This is a genomic window from Clostridioides sp. ZZV14-6009 (genome assembly GCF_020658095.1).
Classification (GTDB): Bacteria; Bacillota; Clostridia; order Peptostreptococcales; family Peptostreptococcaceae; genus Clostridioides.
This window is the reverse complement of sequence record NZ_JAGWDG010000005.1, coordinates 83,747-105,908: the sequence shown is the minus strand read 5'-3', so window position 1 is coordinate 105,908 and position 22,162 is coordinate 83,747. Positions and strand designations below refer to the sequence as shown.

24 protein-coding genes are annotated in these 22,162 nt (G+C 30.0%); all 24 read left to right on the top strand.

Annotation, left to right across the window (positions count from 1 at the left end):
* The first annotated feature begins 11 nt into the window (after positions 1–11).
* The 24 genes from purF (at position 12) to KGF36_RS08960 (ending at position 22,156) form a co-directional block, all read left to right on the top strand.
* Positions 12–1,379: an amidophosphoribosyltransferase gene (gene purF, locus KGF36_RS09075; RefSeq protein WP_227827803.1), complete on the top strand. Its 1,368-nt coding sequence runs from the start codon at positions 12–14 to the stop codon at positions 1,377–1,379.
* Positions 1,373–2,449 carry a phosphoribosylformylglycinamidine cyclo-ligase gene (purM, locus tag KGF36_RS09070; RefSeq protein ID WP_227827802.1) on the top strand — a complete coding sequence of 359 codons (1,077 nt, stop codon included), beginning with the start codon at positions 1,373–1,375 and terminating at the stop codon, positions 2,447–2,449. Before purF ends, purM begins: the two co-directional genes overlap by 7 nt.
* Positions 2,443–3,036 (top strand): phosphoribosylglycinamide formyltransferase, encoded by a 594-nt coding sequence (gene purN / locus KGF36_RS09065; RefSeq protein WP_227434636.1) that lies wholly within the window; start codon positions 2,443–2,445, stop codon positions 3,034–3,036. The genes purM and purN overlap by 7 nt, the downstream gene beginning before the upstream one ends.
* Complete coding sequence (purH, locus tag KGF36_RS09060; protein WP_227827801.1) at positions 3,029–4,561, top strand: bifunctional phosphoribosylaminoimidazolecarboxamide formyltransferase/IMP cyclohydrolase; 1,533 nt, start codon at positions 3,029–3,031, stop codon at positions 4,559–4,561. The genes purN and purH overlap by 8 nt, the downstream gene beginning before the upstream one ends.
* 10 nt (positions 4,562–4,571) lie before the next feature.
* On the top strand, positions 4,572–5,822 hold the full coding sequence (gene purD, locus KGF36_RS09055; RefSeq protein WP_227827800.1) for a phosphoribosylamine--glycine ligase: 1,251 nt from the start codon (positions 4,572–4,574) through the stop codon (positions 5,820–5,822).
* Between the two features lie 24 nt (positions 5,823–5,846).
* A complete protein-coding gene (locus KGF36_RS09050; protein ID WP_227827799.1) occupies positions 5,847–9,653 on the top strand; it encodes a phosphoribosylformylglycinamidine synthase in 3,807 nt (1,268 codons plus the stop codon).
* Positions 9,654–9,855: 202 nt separating this feature from the next.
* Positions 9,856–10,728 (top strand): dTDP-4-dehydrorhamnose reductase, encoded by an 873-nt coding sequence (rfbD, locus tag KGF36_RS09045; protein ID WP_227827798.1) that lies wholly within the window; start codon positions 9,856–9,858, stop codon positions 10,726–10,728.
* Positions 10,729–10,838: 110 nt separating this feature from the next.
* Positions 10,839–11,708 (top strand): glucose-1-phosphate thymidylyltransferase RfbA, encoded by an 870-nt coding sequence (gene rfbA / locus KGF36_RS09040; RefSeq protein WP_227827797.1) that lies wholly within the window; start codon positions 10,839–10,841, stop codon positions 11,706–11,708.
* A gap of 50 nt (positions 11,709–11,758) precedes the next feature.
* Positions 11,759–12,316, top strand: a complete 558-nt coding sequence (gene rfbC, locus KGF36_RS09035) for a dTDP-4-dehydrorhamnose 3,5-epimerase (protein WP_227827796.1) — start codon at positions 11,759–11,761, stop codon at positions 12,314–12,316.
* Between the two features lie 37 nt (positions 12,317–12,353).
* Positions 12,354–13,337 (top strand): dTDP-glucose 4,6-dehydratase, encoded by a 984-nt coding sequence (gene rfbB / locus KGF36_RS09030; protein WP_227827795.1) that lies wholly within the window; start codon positions 12,354–12,356, stop codon positions 13,335–13,337.
* A 38-nt stretch (positions 13,338–13,375) separates the two neighbouring features.
* A complete protein-coding gene (locus KGF36_RS09025; RefSeq protein ID WP_227827794.1) occupies positions 13,376–14,044 on the top strand; it encodes a lytic transglycosylase domain-containing protein in 669 nt (222 codons plus the stop codon).
* An 8-nt stretch (positions 14,045–14,052) separates the two neighbouring features.
* Positions 14,053–14,481: a YaaR family protein gene (locus tag KGF36_RS09020; protein ID WP_227827793.1), complete on the top strand. Its 429-nt coding sequence runs from the start codon at positions 14,053–14,055 to the stop codon at positions 14,479–14,481.
* A 23-nt stretch (positions 14,482–14,504) separates the two neighbouring features.
* The gene (locus KGF36_RS09015; protein WP_227434646.1) at positions 14,505–14,819 is read left to right on the top strand and encodes a FliM/FliN family flagellar motor switch protein; all 315 of its coding nucleotides are present in this window, start codon (positions 14,505–14,507) and stop codon (positions 14,817–14,819) included.
* A 151-nt stretch (positions 14,820–14,970) separates the two neighbouring features.
* On the top strand, positions 14,971–15,246 hold the full coding sequence (gene flgM, locus KGF36_RS09010; protein WP_227827792.1) for a flagellar biosynthesis anti-sigma factor FlgM: 276 nt from the start codon (positions 14,971–14,973) through the stop codon (positions 15,244–15,246).
* A 4-nt stretch (positions 15,247–15,250) separates the two neighbouring features.
* Positions 15,251–15,667 (top strand): flagellar protein FlgN, encoded by a 417-nt coding sequence (locus KGF36_RS09005; protein ID WP_227827791.1) that lies wholly within the window; start codon positions 15,251–15,253, stop codon positions 15,665–15,667.
* 17 nt (positions 15,668–15,684) lie between these two features.
* Positions 15,685–16,995, top strand: a complete 1,311-nt coding sequence (gene flgK, locus KGF36_RS09000; protein ID WP_227827790.1) for a flagellar hook-associated protein FlgK — start codon at positions 15,685–15,687, stop codon at positions 16,993–16,995.
* Between the two features lie 18 nt (positions 16,996–17,013).
* Positions 17,014–17,946 carry a flagellar hook-associated protein FlgL gene (gene flgL, locus KGF36_RS08995; protein WP_227827789.1) on the top strand — a complete coding sequence of 311 codons (933 nt, stop codon included), beginning with the start codon at positions 17,014–17,016 and terminating at the stop codon, positions 17,944–17,946.
* A 15-nt stretch (positions 17,947–17,961) separates the two neighbouring features.
* A complete protein-coding gene (gene fliW / locus KGF36_RS08990) occupies positions 17,962–18,354 on the top strand; it encodes a flagellar assembly protein FliW (protein ID WP_227827788.1) in 393 nt (130 codons plus the stop codon).
* Entirely contained in the window at positions 18,348–18,560 is a 213-nt protein-coding gene (csrA, locus tag KGF36_RS08985) for a carbon storage regulator CsrA (RefSeq protein WP_227827787.1), read from the top strand. Before fliW ends, csrA begins: the two co-directional genes overlap by 7 nt.
* Positions 18,561–18,582: 22 nt before the next feature.
* The gene (gene fliS / locus KGF36_RS08980; protein WP_227827786.1) at positions 18,583–18,975 is read left to right on the top strand and encodes a flagellar export chaperone FliS; all 393 of its coding nucleotides are present in this window, start codon (positions 18,583–18,585) and stop codon (positions 18,973–18,975) included.
* Positions 18,976–18,979: 4 nt separating this feature from the next.
* The gene (gene fliS, locus KGF36_RS08975) at positions 18,980–19,336 is read left to right on the top strand and encodes a flagellar export chaperone FliS (protein ID WP_227827785.1); all 357 of its coding nucleotides are present in this window, start codon (positions 18,980–18,982) and stop codon (positions 19,334–19,336) included.
* A gap of 16 nt (positions 19,337–19,352) precedes the next feature.
* A complete protein-coding gene (fliD, locus tag KGF36_RS08970) occupies positions 19,353–20,870 on the top strand; it encodes a flagellar filament capping protein FliD (RefSeq protein WP_227827784.1) in 1,518 nt (505 codons plus the stop codon).
* Between the two features lie 14 nt (positions 20,871–20,884).
* Positions 20,885–21,220 carry a flagellar protein FliT gene (locus KGF36_RS08965; protein WP_227827783.1) on the top strand — a complete coding sequence of 112 codons (336 nt, stop codon included), beginning with the start codon at positions 20,885–20,887 and terminating at the stop codon, positions 21,218–21,220.
* Between the two features lie 87 nt (positions 21,221–21,307).
* A complete protein-coding gene (locus KGF36_RS08960) occupies positions 21,308–22,156 on the top strand; it encodes a flagellin (protein ID WP_227827782.1) in 849 nt (282 codons plus the stop codon).
* Positions 22,157–22,162: the final 6 nt, after the last annotated feature.

Sequence of the window (22,162 nt, the reverse complement as noted above, 5' to 3'; positions counted from 1 at the left end):
GAGGCAAATGTATGTGTGGAGTTTTAGGGATTTACTCTAATAAAGATGTAACTAAAGAACTATATTATTCTTTATATTCTATGCAACACAGAGGGCAGGAAAGCTGTGGTTTAGCTCTTTTAGATGATGGAGAAATTAAGTACAAAAAAGATATGGGATTAGTTGGAGATGTTTTTAAGGAAAGTGAATTATCTAAGTTAAAAGGAAATATAGGTATTGGACATGTTAGATATTCAACAGCTGGAGGAAGTCATGTTTCTAACTGTCAGCCTTTAGTTGGAAGTTGCAGAAAAAGACAATTAGCTATAGCTCATAATGGAAATCTAGTAAATGCAAATTATTTAAAAGATATGCTAGAAGAAGATGGATATATGTTCCAAACTAATTCAGATACAGAAGTAATTTTATATATACTTGCAAGATATTACAAAGGTGATATAGTAGAAAGTTTAAAAGTAACAATGGACTATATCAAAGGTGCATATGCTCTTGTAATAATGAGTCAAGATGAATTGGTTGCAGTTAGAGACCCACATGGATTTAGACCTCTTGTACTTGGTAAAAAGGGTGATGAATATATATTTGCATCAGAAAATTGTGCAATAGACATACTTGGCGGAGAAGTTGTAAGAGATGTAGAGCCAGGAGAAATAATAGTAGTTAAAGATGGTGAATTAAAATCATATTTTTATTCAGAAAATTATAAACCAGTTAAGAAAAGTTGTATATTTGAACACATATACTTTGCAAGAAATGATGCAACTATAGATAATGTAAATGCATATGAATTCAGAATTAAATGTGGGGAAAGATTAGCTCAAGATGAAAATGTAAAAGCAGATGTAGTAGTTCCAGTTCCTGATTCAGGTTGGCCAGGGGCTATTGGTTATGCAAATGCTAGTGGATTAAAAATAAGTGAAGGTCTAGTTAAAAATAGATATGTAGGAAGAACATTTATAAAACCTACACAAGAGGAAAGAGAGATAGCTGTAAAAATAAAATTAAATCCTCTTTCAACAGTAATAAAAGGAAAATCTATAATTTTAGTAGATGATTCAATAGTAAGAGGAACTACATCTAAACAGTTAGTAAAATCTTTAAGAGAAGCGGGAGCAAAAGAAATTCATCTTAGAATAACATCTCCTCCAGTCGCTTACTCTTGTTATTATGGAATAGATACTCCAAATCGCTCTAAGTTAATTGCATCAAGTAACAACGTAGAAGAAATGAGAGAATATATTGGATGTGATAGTTTAAAATTCCTAGATATAGAAGGAATGTTAGATGCAGCAGAACATAAGTCTACTTTCTGTAAAGCTTGTTTTGATGGAGAATACCCAGTTAAAAAAATTGATAAGGAGGAACTACTTTCATGTTAACATATAAAGAATCAGGTGTAGATATAGATGAAGGAAATAGAGCAGTAGACCTTATAAAAGGGAAAATTAAAGGAACTTATGATGGAAATGTAGTTGGAGATTTAGGAAACTTTAGTGGATTATACAGTTTAAAAGATTTTGTAGGAATGAAAGAACCAGTTTTGCTTGCATCTACAGATGGTGTTGGGACTAAGTTAAAAATAGCTCAAATGATGGACAAGCATGATACTGTTGGAATAGATTTAGTTGCAATGTGTGTAAATGATTTAATATGTCAAGGTGCTAAGCCATTATTTTTCCTTGATTATATAGCTCTTGGAAAATTAGTTCCTGAGCATATAGAAAAAGTAGTTGGCGGAATAGCAGACGGCTGTAAGATGTCTGGTTGTGCACTAATTGGTGGAGAAACTGCTGAAATGCCTGGAATGTATGGAGATGATGATTATGATTTAGCAGGATTCTCTGTAGGTATAGCAGACAAAGAAAAGATTGTTTCTGGAAATGATGTTAAATCAGGAGATGTATTAGTTGGTATATCTTCAAGTGGAGTACACAGTAATGGATTTTCTTTCATAAGAAAGATATTCTTAGAAACTTATGATTATAAGATGGAACAATATGTAGAAGAACTAGGAATGACAGTTGGGGAAGCACTTTTAACACCAACTAAAATATATGTTAAGTTAGCTTTAGATGTATTGGCTAAACATGATATAAAAGCTATAGCTCACATAACTGGTGGAGGGCTTATAGAAAATATAACAAGAGTTATACCTAAAAGATTAGGATTAGATATAAATAAAAAATCTTGGGAGAAACCTCCTATATTCAAAATGATAGAAGGTTTTAATGCTGTAGATGAGAGAGAACTTCATAAGAGTTTTAACATGGGTATTGGACTAGTTTTAATAGTAGATAAAGAAAATGCCAACGATGTTGTAAACTTTATAAATAATAGAGAAAATGACAATGCTTCTTATGTAGATAAAAAGTATAGTGAATTATTAGAAGATAAAGCATATATAATTGGTGAAGTAGTAGATAGTCATGAAGGTGTAGAATTATGCTAAATATAGGAGTTTTAATATCTGGTGGAGGAACAAATTTACAAGCAGTTATAGATGGTACTGAGTCTGGAAAGATAAAAGGTCAGGTTAAGGTAGTTATCTCAAGTAAGCAAGATGCTTATGGTTTAGAGAGAGCTAAAAATCATAACATAAAGGCAATTTGCGAAACTAATGAAGACAAGATAATAGAAATTCTTAAAGAAAATAAAATAGATTTAGTAGTTTTGGCTGGTTATTTAAAAATAATCAGCCCAAAACTGGTTAATGAGTTTAGAAACAAAATGATAAACATACATCCATCATTAATTCCTTCATTTTGCGGAGCTGGATTCTATGGAGAAAGAGTCCATCAGGGAGTAATAGATTATGGGGCTAAAGTAACTGGTGCTACAGTTCATTTTGTGGATGAAGGTGCTGACACTGGACCAATAATAATGCAAGATGTAGTTAAGGTAAATCAAGATGATGATGCAAAAACACTTGCAAAAAGAGTGTTAGAAGTTGAACATAGGATTTTGGAAGAGAGTTTAAGTCTTTTTTGTGAAAATAAATTAAAACTTCAAGGTAGGAGAGTGTTTATAAATGAGTAAGAGAGCTTTAATAAGTGTAACTGACAAAACAGGTGTAGTTGAATTTGCTAAAGAATTAAATAAGCTAGACTATGAAATTATATCTACAGGAAATACTTTTAAGACATTAAAAGAAAATGGAGTTAATGTAATGCAAGTTGAAGATGTTACAAACTTCCCAGAAATATTGGATGGAAGAGTAAAAACATTAAATCCATATATACATGGTGGAATACTTTACAAAAGAGACAAAGAATCTCATGTAGAAACTGTAAATGAACATAAAATACATTCAATAGATTTAGTAGCTGTAAATCTATACGATTTTGAAGGAACTTTAAAAGCTGGAAAAAGCCACGATGAAATGATAGAAAATATAGATATCGGTGGACCATCTATGATACGTTCTGCTGCTAAAAACTATAAAGATGTAATAGTAGTAGTAGATATAAAAGATTATGATTCTATAATAGAAAAATTAAAAACAGACACAATGACATTAGAAGATAGAAAAAAATTATCATATAAAGCTTTCTCAACTACAGGAAGATATGATGCTTTAATATCTAGCTATTTTGCTGGAGAAGTAGGAGATACATATCCTGACATATTAAATTTAACTTTCCAAAAAGAACAAACTTTAAGATATGGAGAAAATCCACATCAAAATGGTTTCTTATATTCACAATCAAATGCAAAAAATCCAATCTTAAATTATGAACAACTAGGTGGTAAAGAACTTTCTTTCAACAACTTAAATGATTTACATGGTTGCTTAGAAGTTATGAGAGAATTTAAAGATAGTGAAGAAGTAGTTTCAGTAGCTATAAAACATGCTAATTCATGTGGTGTAGGATTAGGAAAAGATGCTTTTGAAGCATATACAAAATGTTATGAAGCAGACAAGGTATCAATCTTTGGTGGAATAGTAGGAATAACTTCTACTATAGACAAATCTACAGCAGAGAAATTAAATGAAATATTCTTAGAAATAGTAGTAGCATATGATTTTGAACCAGAGGCATTAGAGATACTTAAACAAAAGAAAAACCTAAGAATCTTAAAATTAGCTAAGATAGAAAATAGTTTACAACCATATGAAATGAAATACTTAGATGGAAAATTATTGATACAAGATAGAAACAATATATTAGCAGAAAAAAGCGAAAATGTAACAAAAGCAAAACCAACAGATGAACAACTTAAAGATATGGAATTTGGTATGAGAGTAGTAAAAAACATGAAATCAAATGCAATTGCAATAGTAAAAAATGGTCAAACTCTAGCTTTAGGTTGTGGACAAACATCAAGAATTTGGGCATTAAAAAATGCTCTTGAAAACAATAAAGATAAAGATTTTACAGGAGCTGTTTTAGCATCAGATGCATTTTTCCCATTTGATGATTGTGTAACATTAGCTCATGAATATGGAATATCAGCAGTAGTTCAGCCAGGTGGCTCTATAAAAGATAAAGATTCAATAGAAGCTTGTGATAAGTATGATATGGTTATGGTATTTACAGGAATAAGACACTTCAAACACTAAGGAGGATATTATGAAGATATTGGTTGTAGGCGGTGGCGGAAGAGAACATGCTATATGCTGGAAATTAAGCAATGAAAAAAATGTAGAAAAAGTTTATTGTGCGCCAGGTAATGCAGGAATCGCAAATGTAGCAGAATGTGTAAATATAGGTGATACTGATGTAGAAGGACTTTTAAAGTTTGCCAAGGATAACAACATAGGTCTAACAATAGTAGGTCCAGAAGTACCACTAGTTATGGGAATAGTAGATGAATTTGAAAAAGAAGGTTTAAGAGTATTTGGACCTAATAAAAAATGTGCTCAACTTGAAGGAAGTAAAGCTTTTTCAAAAGATTTTATGATAAAGCATAACATACCTACTGCAAAATATAAAGAATATACAAACTTAGAAGAAGCTATATCAGAAATAGATAGCTTTGGGTATCCAGTAGTAATAAAAGCGGACGGATTAGCTGCTGGAAAAGGTGTTGTAATACCTGAAAATAGAGAAGATGCTATAGCAACTTTAAAAGAAATGATGTCAGATAAGAAATTTGGAACTGCTGGAGATAAAATAGTAATTGAAGAATTTTTAAAAGGTATAGAAACTTCCATCTTGGCATTTGTAGACAATGATACAATAGTTCCTATGGCAAGTGCAAAAGACCATAAAAAGGTAAACAATTATGAACAAGGACCGAACACAGGTGGAATGGGAACTTTTTCACCTAGTGAAATCTATACAGAAGAATTAGCAAATAAAGTAAAAGAAACAGTACTAGAAAAAACATTGGAAGGATTCAAAAAAGATGGACTTAACTTTAAAGGTATTTTATTTGTTGGTCTTATGATAACTGATGATGGAGAGAAAGTACTTGAATATAATGTAAGATTTGGAGACCCTGAAACACAATCTGTTTTATTTAGATTAGAAACAGATTTACATGAAATAATGGAAGCTATACTTGACAACAAGTTAAAAGACATAGAAATAAATTATAGTGATGATGAAGCTGTATGTGTTATGCTTACATCAGGAGGGTATCCAGACAGTTATGAAAAAGGAAAAGTTATAACTGGTCTTGAAAATTTGGATGATGATATAGTAGTATTCCACAGTGGTACTAAGATGCTTGATGGTAATTTAGTTACTAATGGAGGAAGAGTAATTGGTATAACTGCAAAATCAACTACAGTTAAGGATGCAGCAGAAAAAGTTTATGAAAATATAAAGAAAGTAAACTTTGAAGGGATGCACTATAGAACAGACATAGGAAGATAATTTTTCTAAAATGGAGGATAAGGTATGTTGAATACTGAAAATAAAGACTCAATGGTTAGAAGAGTACTAGTTGAAAAAAGAGAAGGTTTTGACCTTGAGGCTAAAGCTTTAAAAAAGGATTTAGTGGAAAGTTTACACATAAGTAGTATAGAAGATTTAAGAATATTAAATAGATATGATGTAGAAGGAATATCAGAAGATGTTTACGAAAATGCAGCAAAGACAATCTTTTCTGAGCCAAATCTAGATGTAGTATACTATGAGGAAATACCAGAATTAAATGGAGAAAGAGTATTTGCAATAGAATTTCTACCTGGTCAATATGACCAAAGGGGTGACTGGGCAGCTCAATGTGTCCAAATAGTAAATCAAGGTATAAGACCTGCTATCAATACAGCAAAGGTTTATATATTATCAGGTAAAATAACTGATGAAGAATTTAGCAAAATAAAAGATTACTGCATAAATCCAGTGGATAGTAGAGAAGCATCTTTAGAAAAACCAGAAACATTAAAAATGGAAACTGAGATACCAACATCAGTTGAAATATTAGATGGATTTATAGATTTAAATGAAGATGGATTAAAATCATTTGTAAGTGACAAAGGGTTAGCAATGACTTTAGGAGACTTACAACATGTTCAAAAATACTTTAAAGATACAGAAAAGAGAAACCCAACTATAACAGAAATAAAAGTTTTAGATACTTATTGGTCTGATCATTGTAGACATACTACTTTTATGACTGAAATAGAAAATGTAAAAATAGAAGATGGTAAGTTTAATGATATAGTAAAAGAAGCGTATCAAATGTATCTTAACTCAAGAGACAATGTATATGTAAACAGACACAAAGATATATGCTTAATGGATATAGCTACAGTTGCAGTAAAAGAATTAAAGAAAAATGGTAAGTTAAATGATTTAGACGAAAGTGAAGAAATAAATGCATGTAGTATAAATGTAGATGTTGAAGTTGATGGAAAGATGGAAAAATATTTAGTAATGTTTAAAAATGAAACTCATAACCATCCAACTGAAATAGAGCCATTTGGTGGAGCAGCTACTTGTTTAGGTGGAGCTATAAGAGACCCATTATCAGGAAGAAGCTATGTTTATCAAGCAATGCGTGTTACAGGAAGTGCTGACCCAAGAACAACTTTAGAGGACACTTTACCTGGAAAGCTTATGCAAAGAAAAATAACTACAGAAGCAGCTCATGGATATAGCTCATATGGTAACCAAATAGGTCTTACAACTGGACAAGTTGCAGAAGTATATGACGAAAACTTTGTTGCAAAGAGAATGGAAATAGGTGCGGTTATAGCAGCAGCACCAAAAGAAAATGTAGTAAGAGAAAGACCTGAAGCAGGAGATGTAATAGTTCTTCTTGGAGGAAAAACAGGAAGAGATGGCTGTGGAGGTGCAACTGGTTCATCTAAAGAACATAGTGAAGAGTCAATATTAACTTGTAGTGCGGAAGTTCAAAAAGGTGATGCTCCTAACGAAAGAAAAATACAAAGATTCTTTAGAAATAAAGAAGTTGCTCAAATGATAAAAAGATGTAATGACTTTGGAGCAGGAGGAGTTTGTGTTGCTATAGGTGAGATTGCTGATAGTTTAGATATAAATTTAGACTTAGTTCCTAAAAAATACGATGGACTTGATGGAACAGAACTTTCAATATCAGAATCACAAGAGCGTATGGCAGTAGCTATAAAAAAAGAAAATAAAGATAAATTTATACAATTAGCTGTAGAAGAAAACTTAGAAGCTACACATGTAGCTACAGTAACTGACACAGGATATTTAAGAATGTTCTGGAATGGAAAGGCAATTGTTGATATAAATAGAGAGTTTTTGGATACAAATGGAGTAAAACAAACTACTGATGTTCATGTTGCTAAAGTAGATGAAGAAAATACATTCTTTGCTTCTAATGAAATAGTAAAAGATGTTAAATCTGCAAGTATGAAAGATAAATTTACAAAAGTATTATCAGACCTTAACGTTTGTTCTCAAAAAGGATTAGTAGAGATGTTTGATAATACAATTGGTGGTAATACAGTACTTATGCCATTTGGTGGAAAGTACCAAGCTACTCCAACTCAAGGTATGGTTGCTAAGATACCAGTTCTTGGTGGAGAGACTAATACTTCTACAATAATGACTTATGGATATAATCCAAAAGTAGGAAAATGGAGTCCATTCCATGGAGCTTTATATGCAGTAGTAGAATCTGTATGTAAATTAGTTGCTATTGGAGGAAATTACAGCACAACAAGACTTACATTCCAAGAATACTTTGAAAAACTTGGTAACAATCCAGAAAAATGGGGTAAACCATTCTCAGCACTTTTAGGAGCATTTTATGCACAAAGTAAGTTTGAGATACCTGCTATAGGTGGGAAAGACAGTATGTCTGGTACATTTAAGGACATTGAAGTTCCACCAACATTAGTTTCATTTGCTGTTGATACAGTAGACGCTAAGAAAGTAGTATCTCCAGAATTTAAAAAAGCAGATTCAAAAGTAGTAATGTTATGTGTAAATAAATCAGAAAATGATGTTATAGACTTTGAAGAATTAAAGAAAAACTTAGATAAAGTAAGAGAACTTATACATGGAAATAAAGTTTTATCAACATATGCATTAGGATTTGCAGGTGTGGGAGAAGCAATAAGTAAAATGGCTTTTGGTAACAAAATAGGATTTAAGTTTAGTGAAGAAGCTGAAAAAGTATGTACAGATGATAAATTATTTGAAGCTAGTTATGGAAATATAGTACTTGAATTAGCAAATGATGATTTGAGCATGTTAGATGAATATAATTACATAGTGCTTGGAAGTACAGTTAAAGATGCTAGTATATTCATTAAAGGCGAAGAACTTTTATTAGATGAATTATATAAAGCGCATTGTAGTACTTTAGAGCCTATATTCCCAACTAAAACAGAAGAAGTAAAATCAAAAATAGAGACTATAAGCTATATATCACAAGGAGAGGCTAAAAAATCATCATTAAGTATAGCTACTCCAAGAGTATTTATACCAGCATTCCCTGGAACAAACTGTGAATACGATTCTGCAAGAGCATTTGAAAGAGCAGGGGCTAATGCAAATATAAGAGTATTTAAGAATTTAACTTATAAAGACATAGAAGATTCTATAGATACAATAGTGAATGAAATAAAATCTTCTCAAATAATAATGTTACCAGGAGGATTTAGTGCTGGTGATGAGCCAGATGGTTCTGGTAAATTTATAGCTACTGTATTTAGAAACCCTAGAGTTCAAGAAGCTATAAATGAGTTTTTAACTCAAAAAGATGGTCTAATGTTAGGTATCTGTAATGGATTCCAAGTGTTAATTAAGTTAGGTTTAGTTCCATATGGAGAAATAAGAGTTCCAAGTGAAAGTGCACCAACACTTACTTACAATAATATTGGCCGTCATCAAGCTAAGATTGCTAGAACTAGAATTTCATCTAATAAATCTCCTTGGTTAGCTCAAACTAATGTTGGAGATATTCACAATATAGCAATTTCTCATGGAGAAGGTAAATTTGTTGCTAGTGAAGATGTTATGAGAGAATTAATTGCTAATGGACAAGTAGCAACTCAGTATGTTGATTTTAATAATGAAGCTACTTATGATATTGAGTTTAATCCAAATGGTTCATTCTATGCTGTTGAAGGTATAACTAGTGCTGATGGTAGAGTGTTTGGTAAAATGGGACATTCTGAGAGAATTGGTGGGGAAGTATTTAAGAATATCATAGGTGAAAAAGACCAAAAGATATTTGAATCTGGAGTTAAGTATTTTAGATAGGATTCTGATAATTAATTGGTAATTAAAACATATATTTTAAATATTTAGACTTAGAGAGATGTAATAATATGATGATAATCATTTGATATTACATCTCTTTTTTACTTACATAAAAATATATTCTACGCAAGTCAAAATATAAGCTATGTTATAATTAATTATTAAGAGGAATTGAATATTTACTGGAGGATGAAAATAATTAATGAAAATATTAATAACAGGGTCTAATGGCCAATTAGGAAAAGAATTGGTCAACCAATTAAAATCAATCAATCAAAGTATGAATCAACCAAAATATACTATATTAGCTACAACAAGAGATGATTTGGATATATCTAATCAAATTAATGTAGATGATTTTATTTTATATAACAAACCTGATGTAGTTATAAACTGTGCAGCATACACGAAGGTTGATGTATGTGAAGATAATATAGAAATTGCATATAAAATAAACGCATTAGGAGCAAGAAGTCTAGCAATCGCATCAGAAAGAGTTAATGCTAAACTTGTTCATATATCAACTGACTATGTATTCAATGGTTTTTCTAAATATCCATATAGAGAAGATAATAAAACTGAACCTAATTCTGTGTATGGAAAAAGTAAACTTATGGGAGAAAAATTTGTGGAACAATTCTCACATAAGTACTTTATATTGAGAACAGCATGGCTATATGGTGATGGGAATAATTTTGTAAAGACTATGATAAAACTTTCTTTAGAAAACAAAGAAGTTAATGTGGTTAATGACCAGTTTGGAAGTCCAACAAGTACAGTAGACTTAGCAAAGGTTATAATAAGAATCATGGAGACAGAGAATTATGGAGTTTATCATGCCACATGTGAAGGGCAATGCAGTTGGTATGATTTTGCTAAAAAGATATTTGAATTAAAAAATATAGATATAAAAGTAAATCCAATTAAAAGTAGTGATTTTAAAAGTAAGGTTCAAAGGCCACAATACTCTGTACTAGATAATTTTATGTTAAAATTAATAGGATTAAATTCGTTTAGAGTATGGGAAGAGTCTATTGAAGAGTATCTAAAAGTATATGACATAGATAGGAAATAAATATACTGATTGTAGAAAATAAAATAAGATATTACATAAAATATAAATATTTCTTTTATTTATCCGATAATCATAATATGATAAAAAACAAATTTAAGGATGGAATAAAAATGAAAGGAATTATTTTAGCAGGAGGGTCTGGGACAAGACTATATCCAATAACAAAATGTATATCCAAACAAACACTTCCAATATATGATAAACCAATGATATATTATCCTATGTCAGTTCTTATGTTGGCAGGTATACAAGAGATACTTATAATATCTACACCAAGAGATATAATAGCATTTGAAGAATTATTTGGAGATGGAAGTTCATTAGGACTTAAAATAACATATGCAATTCAGGAAAAACCAAATGGGATTGCAGAAGCATTTATAATAGGAGAAGAATTTATAGGTAATGATAGTGTAGCACTTGTATTAGGTGATAATATATTCTATGGATACGGATTTAGTGAGAGATTAGAAAAGGCAGTTAAAAGAAGTGGAGCAACTATATTTGGGTATCATGTTAGTAATCCAAATGCGTTTGGAGTTGTAGAATTTGATAAAGACTTAAACGTATTATCAATAGAAGAAAAACCTAGTATTCCTAAATCTAATTATGCTATACCAGGATTATATTTTTACGATAGTGATGTTGTAGAGATAGCAAAGCTTGTTGAACCATCAGATAGAGGTGAATTAGAAATAACCTCTATAAACAATGAATATCTAAAAAGAGGAAAACTTAAAGTGGAACTTTTAGGAAGAGGTATGGCTTGGTTGGATACTGGTACACACAAGGGGCTGTTAGATGCTTCTAATTATGTTGAAGTAGTTCAAACAAGACAGGGCTTGTACATAGCATGTTTAGAAGAGATTGCATATACAAAAGGATATATAAATAGAGAGAAGTTAATTGAACTAGCTAAGCCACTGATAAAAACTGAGTATGGCCAGTATCTATTAAAACTAGCCAATGAATACATTTAATATGATATAAAATTTACTATAAATTTTATTTACTAAAGGAGTTTATTGTAATGGAAAAATTTAATTTTGTAAAGACAAAAATAGAAGGATTATATATAGTTGAACCAAATGCATTTTATGATGATAGAGGATATTTTTTTGAGAGCTATAATAAAAAGAATTTTATGGAGTTTGGACTTGATATGTGCTTTGTTCAAGATAATGAATCTAGCTCAAGGAAAGGTGTCTTGAGGGGAATGCATTTTCAAAATAAATATCCTCAAGGAAAATTAGTTAGAGTTACAGAGGGAGAAGTATTTGATGTTGCAGTTGATTTAAGAAAAGATTCACAAACCTTTGGAAAATGGGAAGGGGCAATACTGTCTGATAAAAATAAAAAGCAATTTTATATTCCAGAAGGTTTTGCACATGGTTTTTTAGTTTTATCAGAGAAAGCAGTATTTAATTATAAGTGTACAAATTATTATTATCCAGAATTTGAAAGTGGTTTTATATGGAATGATAAGCAGATAGCTATTGAGTGGCCTTTAGAAAGAATTGAAGAGACATTCCTATCAACAAAGGACAAAACACTGAAAGAGTTTAAAGATATTTATAAGGAACTTTAATAAAAGTTTATCAAAATTGGCATTTAGGAGAAAAAACATGAAAAAAATACTAATAACTGGAGGAGCAGGATTTATTGGAAGCAATTTTGTACAGTATATGCTTAATAAGTATGTAGATTATTCTATTGTTAATTTAGACTTATTGACTTATGCTGGCAATTTGGAAACATTAAAAGAAGTACAAGATAAGCCAAATTATAAATTTGTTAGAGGTGATATTTCAGATAGAGAGCATGTCTATAAATTATTTGAAGATGAAAAGTTTGATATAGTTGTTAACTTTGCTGCTGAATCTCATGTAGATAGGTCAGTTGAAAATCCACAATTATTTATACAAACAAATATTATAGGAACACAAGTACTTTTAGATGCATGTATAAAATATGGGATAAAAAGATATCATCAAGTTTCTACAGATGAAGTCTATGGTGATTTACAAATTGATAGAAAGGATTTATTCTTTACAGAGAAATCGGCTATTAATCCAAGTTCCCCTTATTCAGCATCTAAAACAGCAGCAGATTTATTGGTAAACTCTTACTATAGGACATATAGATTACCAACAACTATATCTAGATGTTCAAATAATTATGGACCATATCATTTTCCTGAAAAATTGATACCACTTATGATTTTAACTGCCTTGGAAGACAAACAATTGCCAGTATATGGGAATGGAGAGAATATAAGAGATTGGTTACATGTATATGATCATTGCACTGCTATAGACTTAATAATACATAAGGGTAAGATTGGTGAAGTCTATAATATAGGTGGTCACAACGAAAGAAGTAATATAGAAGTGGTAAAAACTATATTAAATATTTTAGGTAAATCTGAAGATTTAATATCATATGTAAATGATAGACCTGGTCATGATTTAAGATATGCCATTGATGCATCTAAGATAGAGCACGAGTTGGGTTGGAAGGCAAAATATGATTTTGATTTGGGCATAAAAGAAACTGTTAGATGGTATATAGAAAATGAATCTTGGTGGAAAGCTGTTTTATCAGTCTAACTTTAAAGTTTATAAAATTGTGAAAGGGGAGTATTATATTGAATGAAATAAGTTCACTAATTAATATATTAGCATTGACACAATTATCTGGCAGTAATTCTACAAGTCAGTGTAACTGTGGATACAATAATTCATCTGGATTTGATATGATTATGATGTCCCTATTGAAAGCATTGTCACAGAATAATCAACAAACTTCTAGTGGATACAATTTATTATCTGATTCTGAAAATTTATTTAATGAACTTGATAATGTAGCAAATAATAAGATTGGTAAGTTTATAGAAGTTGATACAAAGGATAAAAGCGTAAAGTCTAGAATCGAAAATGCTGTAGAGCAAGCATCAAAAAAATATAATATAGATGCTAATCTAATAAAAGCAATAATTAAAGTTGAATCAGATTTTAATCCAAATACTGTGTCTTCTGCTGGTGCAAAGGGGCTTATGCAGCTTATGCCAGAAAATTGCAGAGATTTGGGTGTAACAGACCCATTTAATATAGAACAGAATATAGATGCTGGAACTAGACATATTAAGGAGTATATAGATATGTTTGGAGGTAGCATAGAAATGGGATTAATGGCATATAACGGAGGACCTGGCAGAATGAGAAGCAGAGGAGTTGAATCAATTTCTGACTTGTATAAGATGCCAAAAGAAACACAAAATTATATTCCTAAAGTTATGAAATATTATAGAGGGTAGGCTTTATTATGGGTATAAATATAGATAAGCTAAATATAAGTCCAAGTAGAAATATAGAGGTTAAAAAACTAAAAGAAAATAATAAATTTTATGACAATTTAAACTCTGTAAAACAATCTTCTTCAATGGAAGATATAAAACGAAATCTGGAAAGTGTAAAAAGGGCAGGGGAAAGGCTTGTACTCACTCAGAACTATGGCGATATTAGTATATATAAAAATGCAGTAAAAGAATACCTAAAATCAGTTGTAGATAATATGTATTCACTTGATAAAAATAGTAGTTTTTGGGAGCATCAATACTATAAGAATGTAAAGATTGTTGATAATAAACTTGAGGATATGACTAGTAAGTTACTTAGTGAAGAAAAAGAAAACATAGATATTGTTTCTACTGTTGATATGATACAAGGCTTGTTGATAGACATGTATAGATAAGGTTATACAAGGAGAAAAGTTTTATGAATAGCAAAAAAGAGGATATATATGAATTGAATTTTGGGCAACTAATAGAAGAAAAGACTGGCGTTATAGAAGAAAATCAAAATGTTTTTAATGCAAAAGTAAACGTAGCTGTTTCTATAGGAAACACAACGGAAACAATAAAAAATATACTAGAATTAAAAGAAGGCTCTATAATAAAACTAAATAAGAATGTGGATGAAAAATTAGATATATATGCAAATGATAGATTGTTTGCTTATGGAGAAAGCATTATTACAAATGAAAAATTATCTGTAAGATTATCTAAAATAGAAGATTCAGATATAAATTAGCACTTTAAATAGTATCCCTTTAGGCTATTCTGTATGAATTTAGCTAAGGGGATATTTTTATAAAAAATTTAAAATATGTTTGAATCATATAAATGTTTTTATTTTCTGAGCGATAATTAAATTATAAGTATGTAATTTTGGAGGTGAAAATATGGATGTTAAAAATGTAAGTTCAAATATTGTAGTGAATAATTATTTAAAGAATACATTAGGTGTAAAAAAAGTTGAGGAAGTTCAAAAAACTAGTAAAACAGACAAGATAGAGCTATCTAAATTTGCAAAGGAAATGGCAAGTATATCAAATATGAGTGATGAGACTATTAGGAATAAAAAAATCGATGAAATAAAAAATGCATTGGAAAATGGAACTTACAAAATAAAACCAGAAGAAATTGCGAAAAAAATGATAGAGGATATGCGAGGATAAAGTCATGATTACAGACTTAAAAGTTATATTGTATGAAGAAAAAAAGATACTTAATAATATGATGGAATTATTAAAAGAACAATTTGATTATATAGTTGAAAAAGACATAGAAAATTTAAATAGATTAAATCCTAAATTAGAGGATATTAGTAGAGAACTTGCATCTATGGAGATAAAAAGAAGACAATTTTTTAGTGATGATATTCCAATGAGTGAAGTTGTTGAAAATAGTAATGATGAATATTTAAGAGAAATATATACAGATTTAAAGCACATTATTGCTTTAGCTAAAAATCAACAGGAATCAAATGATTCTCTAATAAAGAAAGAACTTATTTTTACGAAAAAAATGATTAATTTCATAAAACCAGCTGATAAACAAACTACAACTTATAATTCTTATGGAAATATTAGAAAATAGATATTGGGAGGAGAAATATGGCGGGATTATTTTCCATTTTAAATACAGCTAATTCAGGAATGAATGCGCATCAAAAAGCAATACAGACAATTTCTCATAATATAAGTAATCTAGACACAGAAGGTTATTCTAGGCAAAGGACAGAATTTGCCACAAATAGCCCAATGTATATGCCTAGTTTGAACAATGCAATTGGAAGAGGTCAATTAGGTACAGGTGTACATGTAACAGATGTAACAAGAGCTAGAAATAGTTTTTATGATTATCAATTTAGAGCAGAAGCTCATAAATATGGTAAGACAGTCTCAAAGTATGACTATTATAATACTATAGAAACTATAATAAATGAACCATCAGACTATGGAATATCTGCAGGTATAGATGATTTTTTCAAAGGGTGGGAATCATTAGCAAAGGATATAAATAGCGATAGTAAAAAAAGTCTAGTGGTAGAAAATGCATCAAATTTAGCAACTTTAATAAGTGAGAGTTATAAAAAGCTTGATAAGTTAAAAGGAGATATAGATGACAATATAGATTCTGAGATAAAACAGATAAATGACATGTTAAAAAGCCTTGAAGATTTGAATAAATCTATTGATGTTATATCTGGTTCTGGCTCTACTCCGAATGACTTACTTGATGAAAGAGATAGAATATTAGATGACTTAAGTTTTAAATTAGACCTTGAAAATGGCGATGTTAAAAATATGCTTGCAGATGGTAAATTAGAACTTAATGAACTAAAAAATCCAGGTGGAACTTGGAAAACAGGTGTATCAGGAACTTTACAAGGTTTGTTTGAAATGCATGGTAAGATTGATACATATAAAAGCGATTTAAAAGACGTATCTGATGGATTAGCTAAACAGATAAATGATGTTTATAATACGTCTGCTGGAATAACAGTAAGAGATTTTTTTATAACTTCAAATGTAGCTGGTGAAGATATCATAAAGGTAAATCCAGCTATAAAGAGTAACCCAAATGAACTAAAACTTACTGCTGATGAGGCTTCAAAGATTGCTAAACTAAAAGACGAAAAAATAGATATTGGGGCAGTTGGTGGAAAAGTAAGTACAATAAGTGACCACTATAAAGCTTTTGCAGAATCAGTGGGTTTAGATTCTCAAAAAGTAAATCAAGATGAGGTGAATCAACGTAAAATTATAAATAATATTGATAGTTCACGAATGAGTGTTTCAGGTGTATCGTTAGATGAAGAAATGACAGAGCTTATAAAAGTACAACGTTCCTATCAAGCTAGTGCAAAGGTTATGTCAACAGCTGTGCAACTGTTGGATGTTGTAATAAATGGAATAATTTAATAGAAGGAGGAATTTATAATGAGAGTCAGTACAGGTATGATGTCTAGCAGTTATCTAAACTCGTTACAAGATAATCTACAAAGGTTAGATAAAGTTAATAGACAAGTTAATACAACAAAGGAAATAAACAAACTATCTGATAATCCATATAAAGCAATAAAAATATTGAATTCAAAAAGTGAAATAAAGACTATGGAGACTTATATTGAAAACTGTAATGATACAGGAAATTGGTTAGAAACTACTGATACTGCATTAGATCAACTTGGAAAATTATTATCGGATGTAAAGAAAACTTTGGTGGCAAGTGGTGATGGTGCATATTCAGAGGATGAACTAAAGACTCTTAGTAATTCAACTAATGAAAAAATGAAAGAAATTGCAAATGCTTTAAATGCAACACATGAAGGTAAATATATATTTTCAGGATCAAATACAGGTACACCACCTGTTCAATATGTTGAAAATGCAGATGGTTCTGTAAGCTTAAAATTTAACAGTGGTATAAATTTAAACAAACTACAAGATTCTTTAAGTATGAACATAGCTCAAGGTATAAATGTAGAATATAATGTTAAGTTAAGTTCTCTTGGTTTTGACCCAACAAAAACAGATCCATTTGAAGATTTAAATAATATATCGAGAAAGTTAATAAATCCTAGTGATGCAGATATAAAAGACTTGACAACGACATGTTTAAGTGGTGTAGATAAGTTGATTGAGAATACAGTTAATACTAGATCTATATATGGAACTAAAGCAAATACTGTAGATGCAATGAAGGAAAAGAATGATGAAAATTTGATTCAGTTAAAGGATATTCTATCACAAAATGAAGAGATAGATTATGGAGAAAAACTTGTCCAATTAAAGGCGGCAGAATTAACTTATCAAGCTTCACTACAAACAGGAGGAAAGTTATTTAATGTATCTATATTAGATTACATATAGTAAAATAACGCAGATATGATGAAAATTACATTAAAAAAAGGTATACTAGGGTTTGAAAATCTAAAAGAATATGAGCTTTTAGATATAGAAAATAATAATACTTTAAAAGAATTTAATTCTATTGAAGAAGATTGTATAGGATTTATTGTTGTATCACCATTTGAGATTATCGATGAATATGAGATAACTTTAAATCAAGATATAATAGAAAAACTCAAAGTAGAATCGCCTAATGATATTATAATATTTAATATATTAACTCTTGGACAAACTTTAAAAGAATCAACTGTGAATATGAAAGCTCCTATAATAATAAATATAAAAAATAATTATGGTATGCAAATAATTTTACAAGAAGAAAATTACAGTATAAGACATCCATTATTGAGAGGTGATGATGGATGTTAGTGATTTCTAGAAAAAAGGGAGAGTCAATACTTATAGGAGAAGATATTGAGGTTAAGGTAGTAGGTGTTGATGGAAAGAATATTAAATTGGCTATATCAGCACCAAATGATATAGGAATACTAAGAAAAGAAATTTATGAAAAGATAAAAGATGAAAATATAAAAGCAACAAAGATAAATATAGAGATTTTAAGTAACTTAAAATAAAAGTATTTGGAGGAAGTAGTATATGTATGGAGAAAACCCTTATAATTCTTATAAGCAAAATTCAATATTTATGGCATCAAAGGAACAATTATTACTTATGCTTGTAGATGGTGCAGTGAAGTATACAAAGATAGCTAGACTATCTATTATAGATAAAAATATGCAAAGGGCACATAAAGAACTTGTTAGAGTTCAGGATATATTTACAGAGCTAATGGTTACATTAGATCAAAGTGCAGGTAAATGGGCAAAAGATATGTATAAAGTTTATGATTTTGTAAGATATGAGTTATCAAGAGCGAATATAAGAAAAGATATACAAGTAATAGATGAAGTATTACCAATAATAGAACAAATTAGGGATACCTGGTATGAAGCAGATAAAAAAAGTAAAGATGAAAGAAAAAGAGGATAATTAAATGGGTTTAAACATAGAAAAATTACAATATTCTTCGCAAGAACAACTATTACTTATGCTTGTAGATGGAGCAGTAAAGTATACAAGAGTAGCTAGGGCTGCTATTGTTGATAATGATATGGACAGTGCCCATAAGGAGCTAATTAGGGTACAAGATATATTTGTAGAACTTATGGCTACTTTGAATCAAGATGTAGGTCAGTGGGCAAAAGATATGTACAAAGTGTATGATTTTATAAAGTATAAATTGTCAAATGCAGATTTAAATAATGGTATACAAATAATAGATGAAGTTTTCCCAATAATAGAGCAAATTAGAGATATATGGTATGAGGCAAGTAGCAAAAGTAGAGAGTAATATAAGGAGGGTTATTATGTCAAATATAAGTCCAATTAGAGTTACAGGTCTCTCAGGTAGTTTTGATATGGAAGGTGTAATAGAGGCTAGTATGATAAAAGATAAGGAAGCTGTTGATAAAGCTAAACAAGCACAGCAGATAGTTAAATGGAAGCAAGAAATTTATAGAGATGTTATTCAAGACTCCAAGAATCTATATGATAAATATCTTAGTGTAACATCAGAAAATAGTATACTAAATAATAAAGCTTATTCATCACTGAGCATAAAGAGTTCTGATGAAAGTATAATATCAGCTAGTGGTTCAGCAGGAGCTGATAAGATAAATTATCAATTTGCAGTAAGTCAAATGGCTGAGCCTGCTAAGGTTACAATAAAACTAAATACAACTTCTCCAATTGTTACACAGTTTCCTCCAAATGCGAGTGGTGCTAGTTCATTGACTATAGGTGATGTAAATATACCAATAACAGAACAAGATACCACAAGTACTATAGTTAGTAAAATAAATTCTCTTTGTTCAGATACAGATATAAAAGCATCATATAGCGAAATGACAGGTGAACTAATTATTTCTAGAAAACAAACAGGTTTAGATTCAAAGATTGATTTAAAAGTAACAGGAAATGATGCATTAGCCAATCAAATATCAATAGAAAATGGTGTTGCTTCTACAGATGATGGAAGTGGAAGCAAAGAGTTTGTATTGGTAGGGAAGAATTTAGAAGCTAAAGTTACAGATTCTAAGGGTAGAGATACATATATAAGTAAATCTGAAAATGTATTTACTATAGATAATGTAGATTATACAGTTAATGGAAAAGGCAATGCAAAACTTACTTCTGTGACGGATACTGAAAAAGCAGTAAAGAATATGAAGGATTTTGTTGAGGATTATAATAAATTAATGGATAAAGTATATAGCTTAGTAACTACAAAAAAATCTTCAGATTATCCGCCTCTTACAGAAAAACAAAAAGAGGATATGACAACTGAGGAAATAGAGAAGTGGGAAAAGAAGGCAAAAGAAGGGATACTTAGAAATGACAGTGAATTGAGATCCTTTGTCGAAGATATCCAAAAATCTTTTTTTGGCTCTTCAAGTAATATTAATCTTTTAAAAAGTATGGGTATCAGTGAACACGCAGATTACAATAAAAAAGGCCAGATATCATTTAATGAAGAAAAATTTTCAAAGGCTCTAGTAGAAGATAGTGATAAAGTTTATAAAGATTTGGCTGGATTTTCTTCAAATTTTGAAGATAAAGGTATGTTTGAAAAACTAAAAAGCATTGTGTATGAATATGCTGGTAGCTCTGGGTCGAAATTGGCTGAGAAATCAGGTATAGCAAAAACTGCATCTGCTAGTGAAAATATATATTCTAAAGATATTGCTGATAAAGAAAAAAATATAAATAGGCTTGTAGAAAAAATGAATGCTAAGGAGGCTAAGTTGTATAGCAAATATTCAGCTCTTGAATCTTTACTAAACAAATACAATTCTCAGATGAACTATTTTTCACAGAATAAATAAGAGTAGGAGGTATCATGAATGAATTAGAAGAAAAGATAAATTTATACAAAATTATATCTGAGCAAATTTTAAGTATGATTACAAACAACAAATATAAGGATATAAATATCAAGTTGGATGAGAGACAACATATTATAAATAGTATAAATGAAATTGATAAAGATTCTTTTATAGAGAAATACAATGAATTAGGAATGATTGAAATCGATAATAAGATTAAAGGAATTCTTAATGAACAGTTAGCAATAGTGAAGAAAGAATTGTATGAATATAGACTAACAAAACAAGTTAATACGATGTATTCTAATTCAAACAGAGAAAAAATAAATATTTTCAATAAAAAAGTATAAAGTTAAGCATAATATGTCCGATTATATAGTTAGATAAAATAATAGTAGAAATGACAAGGATGTCAACAACACTAAGGAGGGTAAATAATGAGAGTTAATACAAATGTAAGTGCTTTAATAGCAAATAATCAAATGGGAAGAAATGTAAGTGGGCAAAGTAAATCTATGGAGAAATTATCTTCTGGGGTCAGAATAAAAAGAGCAGCAGATGATGCAGCAGGTCTTGCTATATCTGAAAAAATGAGAGCTCAGATTAAAGGTTTAGATCAAGCTGGAAGAAATGTTCAAGATGGTATATCAGTTGTACAAACTGCAGAAGGTGCGTTAGAAGAAACTGGTAATATACTACAAAGAATGAGAACTTTATCAGTTCAGGCTTCAAATGAGACTAATACTAAAGAAGAAAGAGAAAAAATATCTGATGAATTAAGCCAATTAAATAGTGAAGTTGAAAGAATATCAACATCAACATCATTTAATGGAAAAACATTGTTAGATGGTAAGGCTACAGAAATAAAATTACAAGTTGGAGCAAATGATGCAAGTGATAACCAAATAACAGTTAATCTGATTAATACTGCAAGTGTAATGAGTACAGCTGGAATAACTGCTAGTGCAATATCAAGCTTAAATGATAGTGGAACAGTGGGTACTGCTAGTGCTAAAACAATGGTATCTAATCTAGATAAAGCACTTGCATCTATAAACTCAGCAAGAGCTAAATTAGGAGCACAACAAAATAGACTAGAATCAACTCAAAATAACTTAAATAACACATTAGAAAATGTAACTGCTGCTGAATCTAGAATAAGAGATACTGATGTAGCATCAGAAATGGTTAATTTGTCTAAGATGAATATATTAGTACAAGCATCACAATCAATGTTAGCTCAGGCAAATCAACAACCACAAGGAGTATTACAACTATTAGGATAATATAAA

Excerpts from the sequence above, each read along its gene's own strand:
- purF (WP_227827803.1), top strand. The coding sequence starts at position 12 with ATGTGTGGAGTTTTAGGGATTTACTCTAATAAAGATGTAACTAAAGAA.
- purM (WP_227827802.1), top strand. The coding sequence starts at position 1,373 with ATGTTAACATATAAAGAATCAGGTGTAGATATAGATGAAGGAAATAGA.
- purN (WP_227434636.1), top strand. The coding sequence starts at position 2,443 with ATGCTAAATATAGGAGTTTTAATATCTGGTGGAGGAACAAATTTACAA.
- purH (WP_227827801.1), top strand. The coding sequence starts at position 3,029 with ATGAGTAAGAGAGCTTTAATAAGTGTAACTGACAAAACAGGTGTAGTT.
- purD (WP_227827800.1), top strand. The coding sequence starts at position 4,572 with ATGAAGATATTGGTTGTAGGCGGTGGCGGAAGAGAACATGCTATATGC.
- KGF36_RS09050 (WP_227827799.1), top strand. The coding sequence starts at position 5,847 with ATGTTGAATACTGAAAATAAAGACTCAATGGTTAGAAGAGTACTAGTT.
- rfbD (WP_227827798.1), top strand. The coding sequence starts at position 9,856 with ATGAAAATATTAATAACAGGGTCTAATGGCCAATTAGGAAAAGAATTG.
- rfbA (WP_227827797.1), top strand. The coding sequence starts at position 10,839 with ATGAAAGGAATTATTTTAGCAGGAGGGTCTGGGACAAGACTATATCCA.
- rfbC (WP_227827796.1), top strand. The coding sequence starts at position 11,759 with ATGGAAAAATTTAATTTTGTAAAGACAAAAATAGAAGGATTATATATA.
- rfbB (WP_227827795.1), top strand. The coding sequence starts at position 12,354 with ATGAAAAAAATACTAATAACTGGAGGAGCAGGATTTATTGGAAGCAAT.
- KGF36_RS09020 (WP_227827793.1), top strand. The coding sequence starts at position 14,053 with ATGGGTATAAATATAGATAAGCTAAATATAAGTCCAAGTAGAAATATA.
- KGF36_RS09015 (WP_227434646.1), top strand. The coding sequence starts at position 14,505 with ATGAATAGCAAAAAAGAGGATATATATGAATTGAATTTTGGGCAACTA.
- flgM (WP_227827792.1), top strand. The coding sequence starts at position 14,971 with ATGGATGTTAAAAATGTAAGTTCAAATATTGTAGTGAATAATTATTTA.
- KGF36_RS09005 (WP_227827791.1), top strand. The coding sequence starts at position 15,251 with ATGATTACAGACTTAAAAGTTATATTGTATGAAGAAAAAAAGATACTT.
- flgK (WP_227827790.1), top strand. The coding sequence starts at position 15,685 with ATGGCGGGATTATTTTCCATTTTAAATACAGCTAATTCAGGAATGAAT.
- flgL (WP_227827789.1), top strand. The coding sequence starts at position 17,014 with ATGAGAGTCAGTACAGGTATGATGTCTAGCAGTTATCTAAACTCGTTA.
- fliW (WP_227827788.1), top strand. The coding sequence starts at position 17,962 with ATGATGAAAATTACATTAAAAAAAGGTATACTAGGGTTTGAAAATCTA.
- csrA (WP_227827787.1), top strand. The coding sequence starts at position 18,348 with ATGTTAGTGATTTCTAGAAAAAAGGGAGAGTCAATACTTATAGGAGAA.
- fliS (WP_227827786.1), top strand. The coding sequence starts at position 18,583 with ATGTATGGAGAAAACCCTTATAATTCTTATAAGCAAAATTCAATATTT.
- fliS (WP_227827785.1), top strand. The coding sequence starts at position 18,980 with ATGGGTTTAAACATAGAAAAATTACAATATTCTTCGCAAGAACAACTA.
- fliD (WP_227827784.1), top strand. The coding sequence starts at position 19,353 with ATGTCAAATATAAGTCCAATTAGAGTTACAGGTCTCTCAGGTAGTTTT.
- KGF36_RS08965 (WP_227827783.1), top strand. The coding sequence starts at position 20,885 with ATGAATGAATTAGAAGAAAAGATAAATTTATACAAAATTATATCTGAG.
- KGF36_RS08960 (WP_227827782.1), top strand. The coding sequence starts at position 21,308 with ATGAGAGTTAATACAAATGTAAGTGCTTTAATAGCAAATAATCAAATG.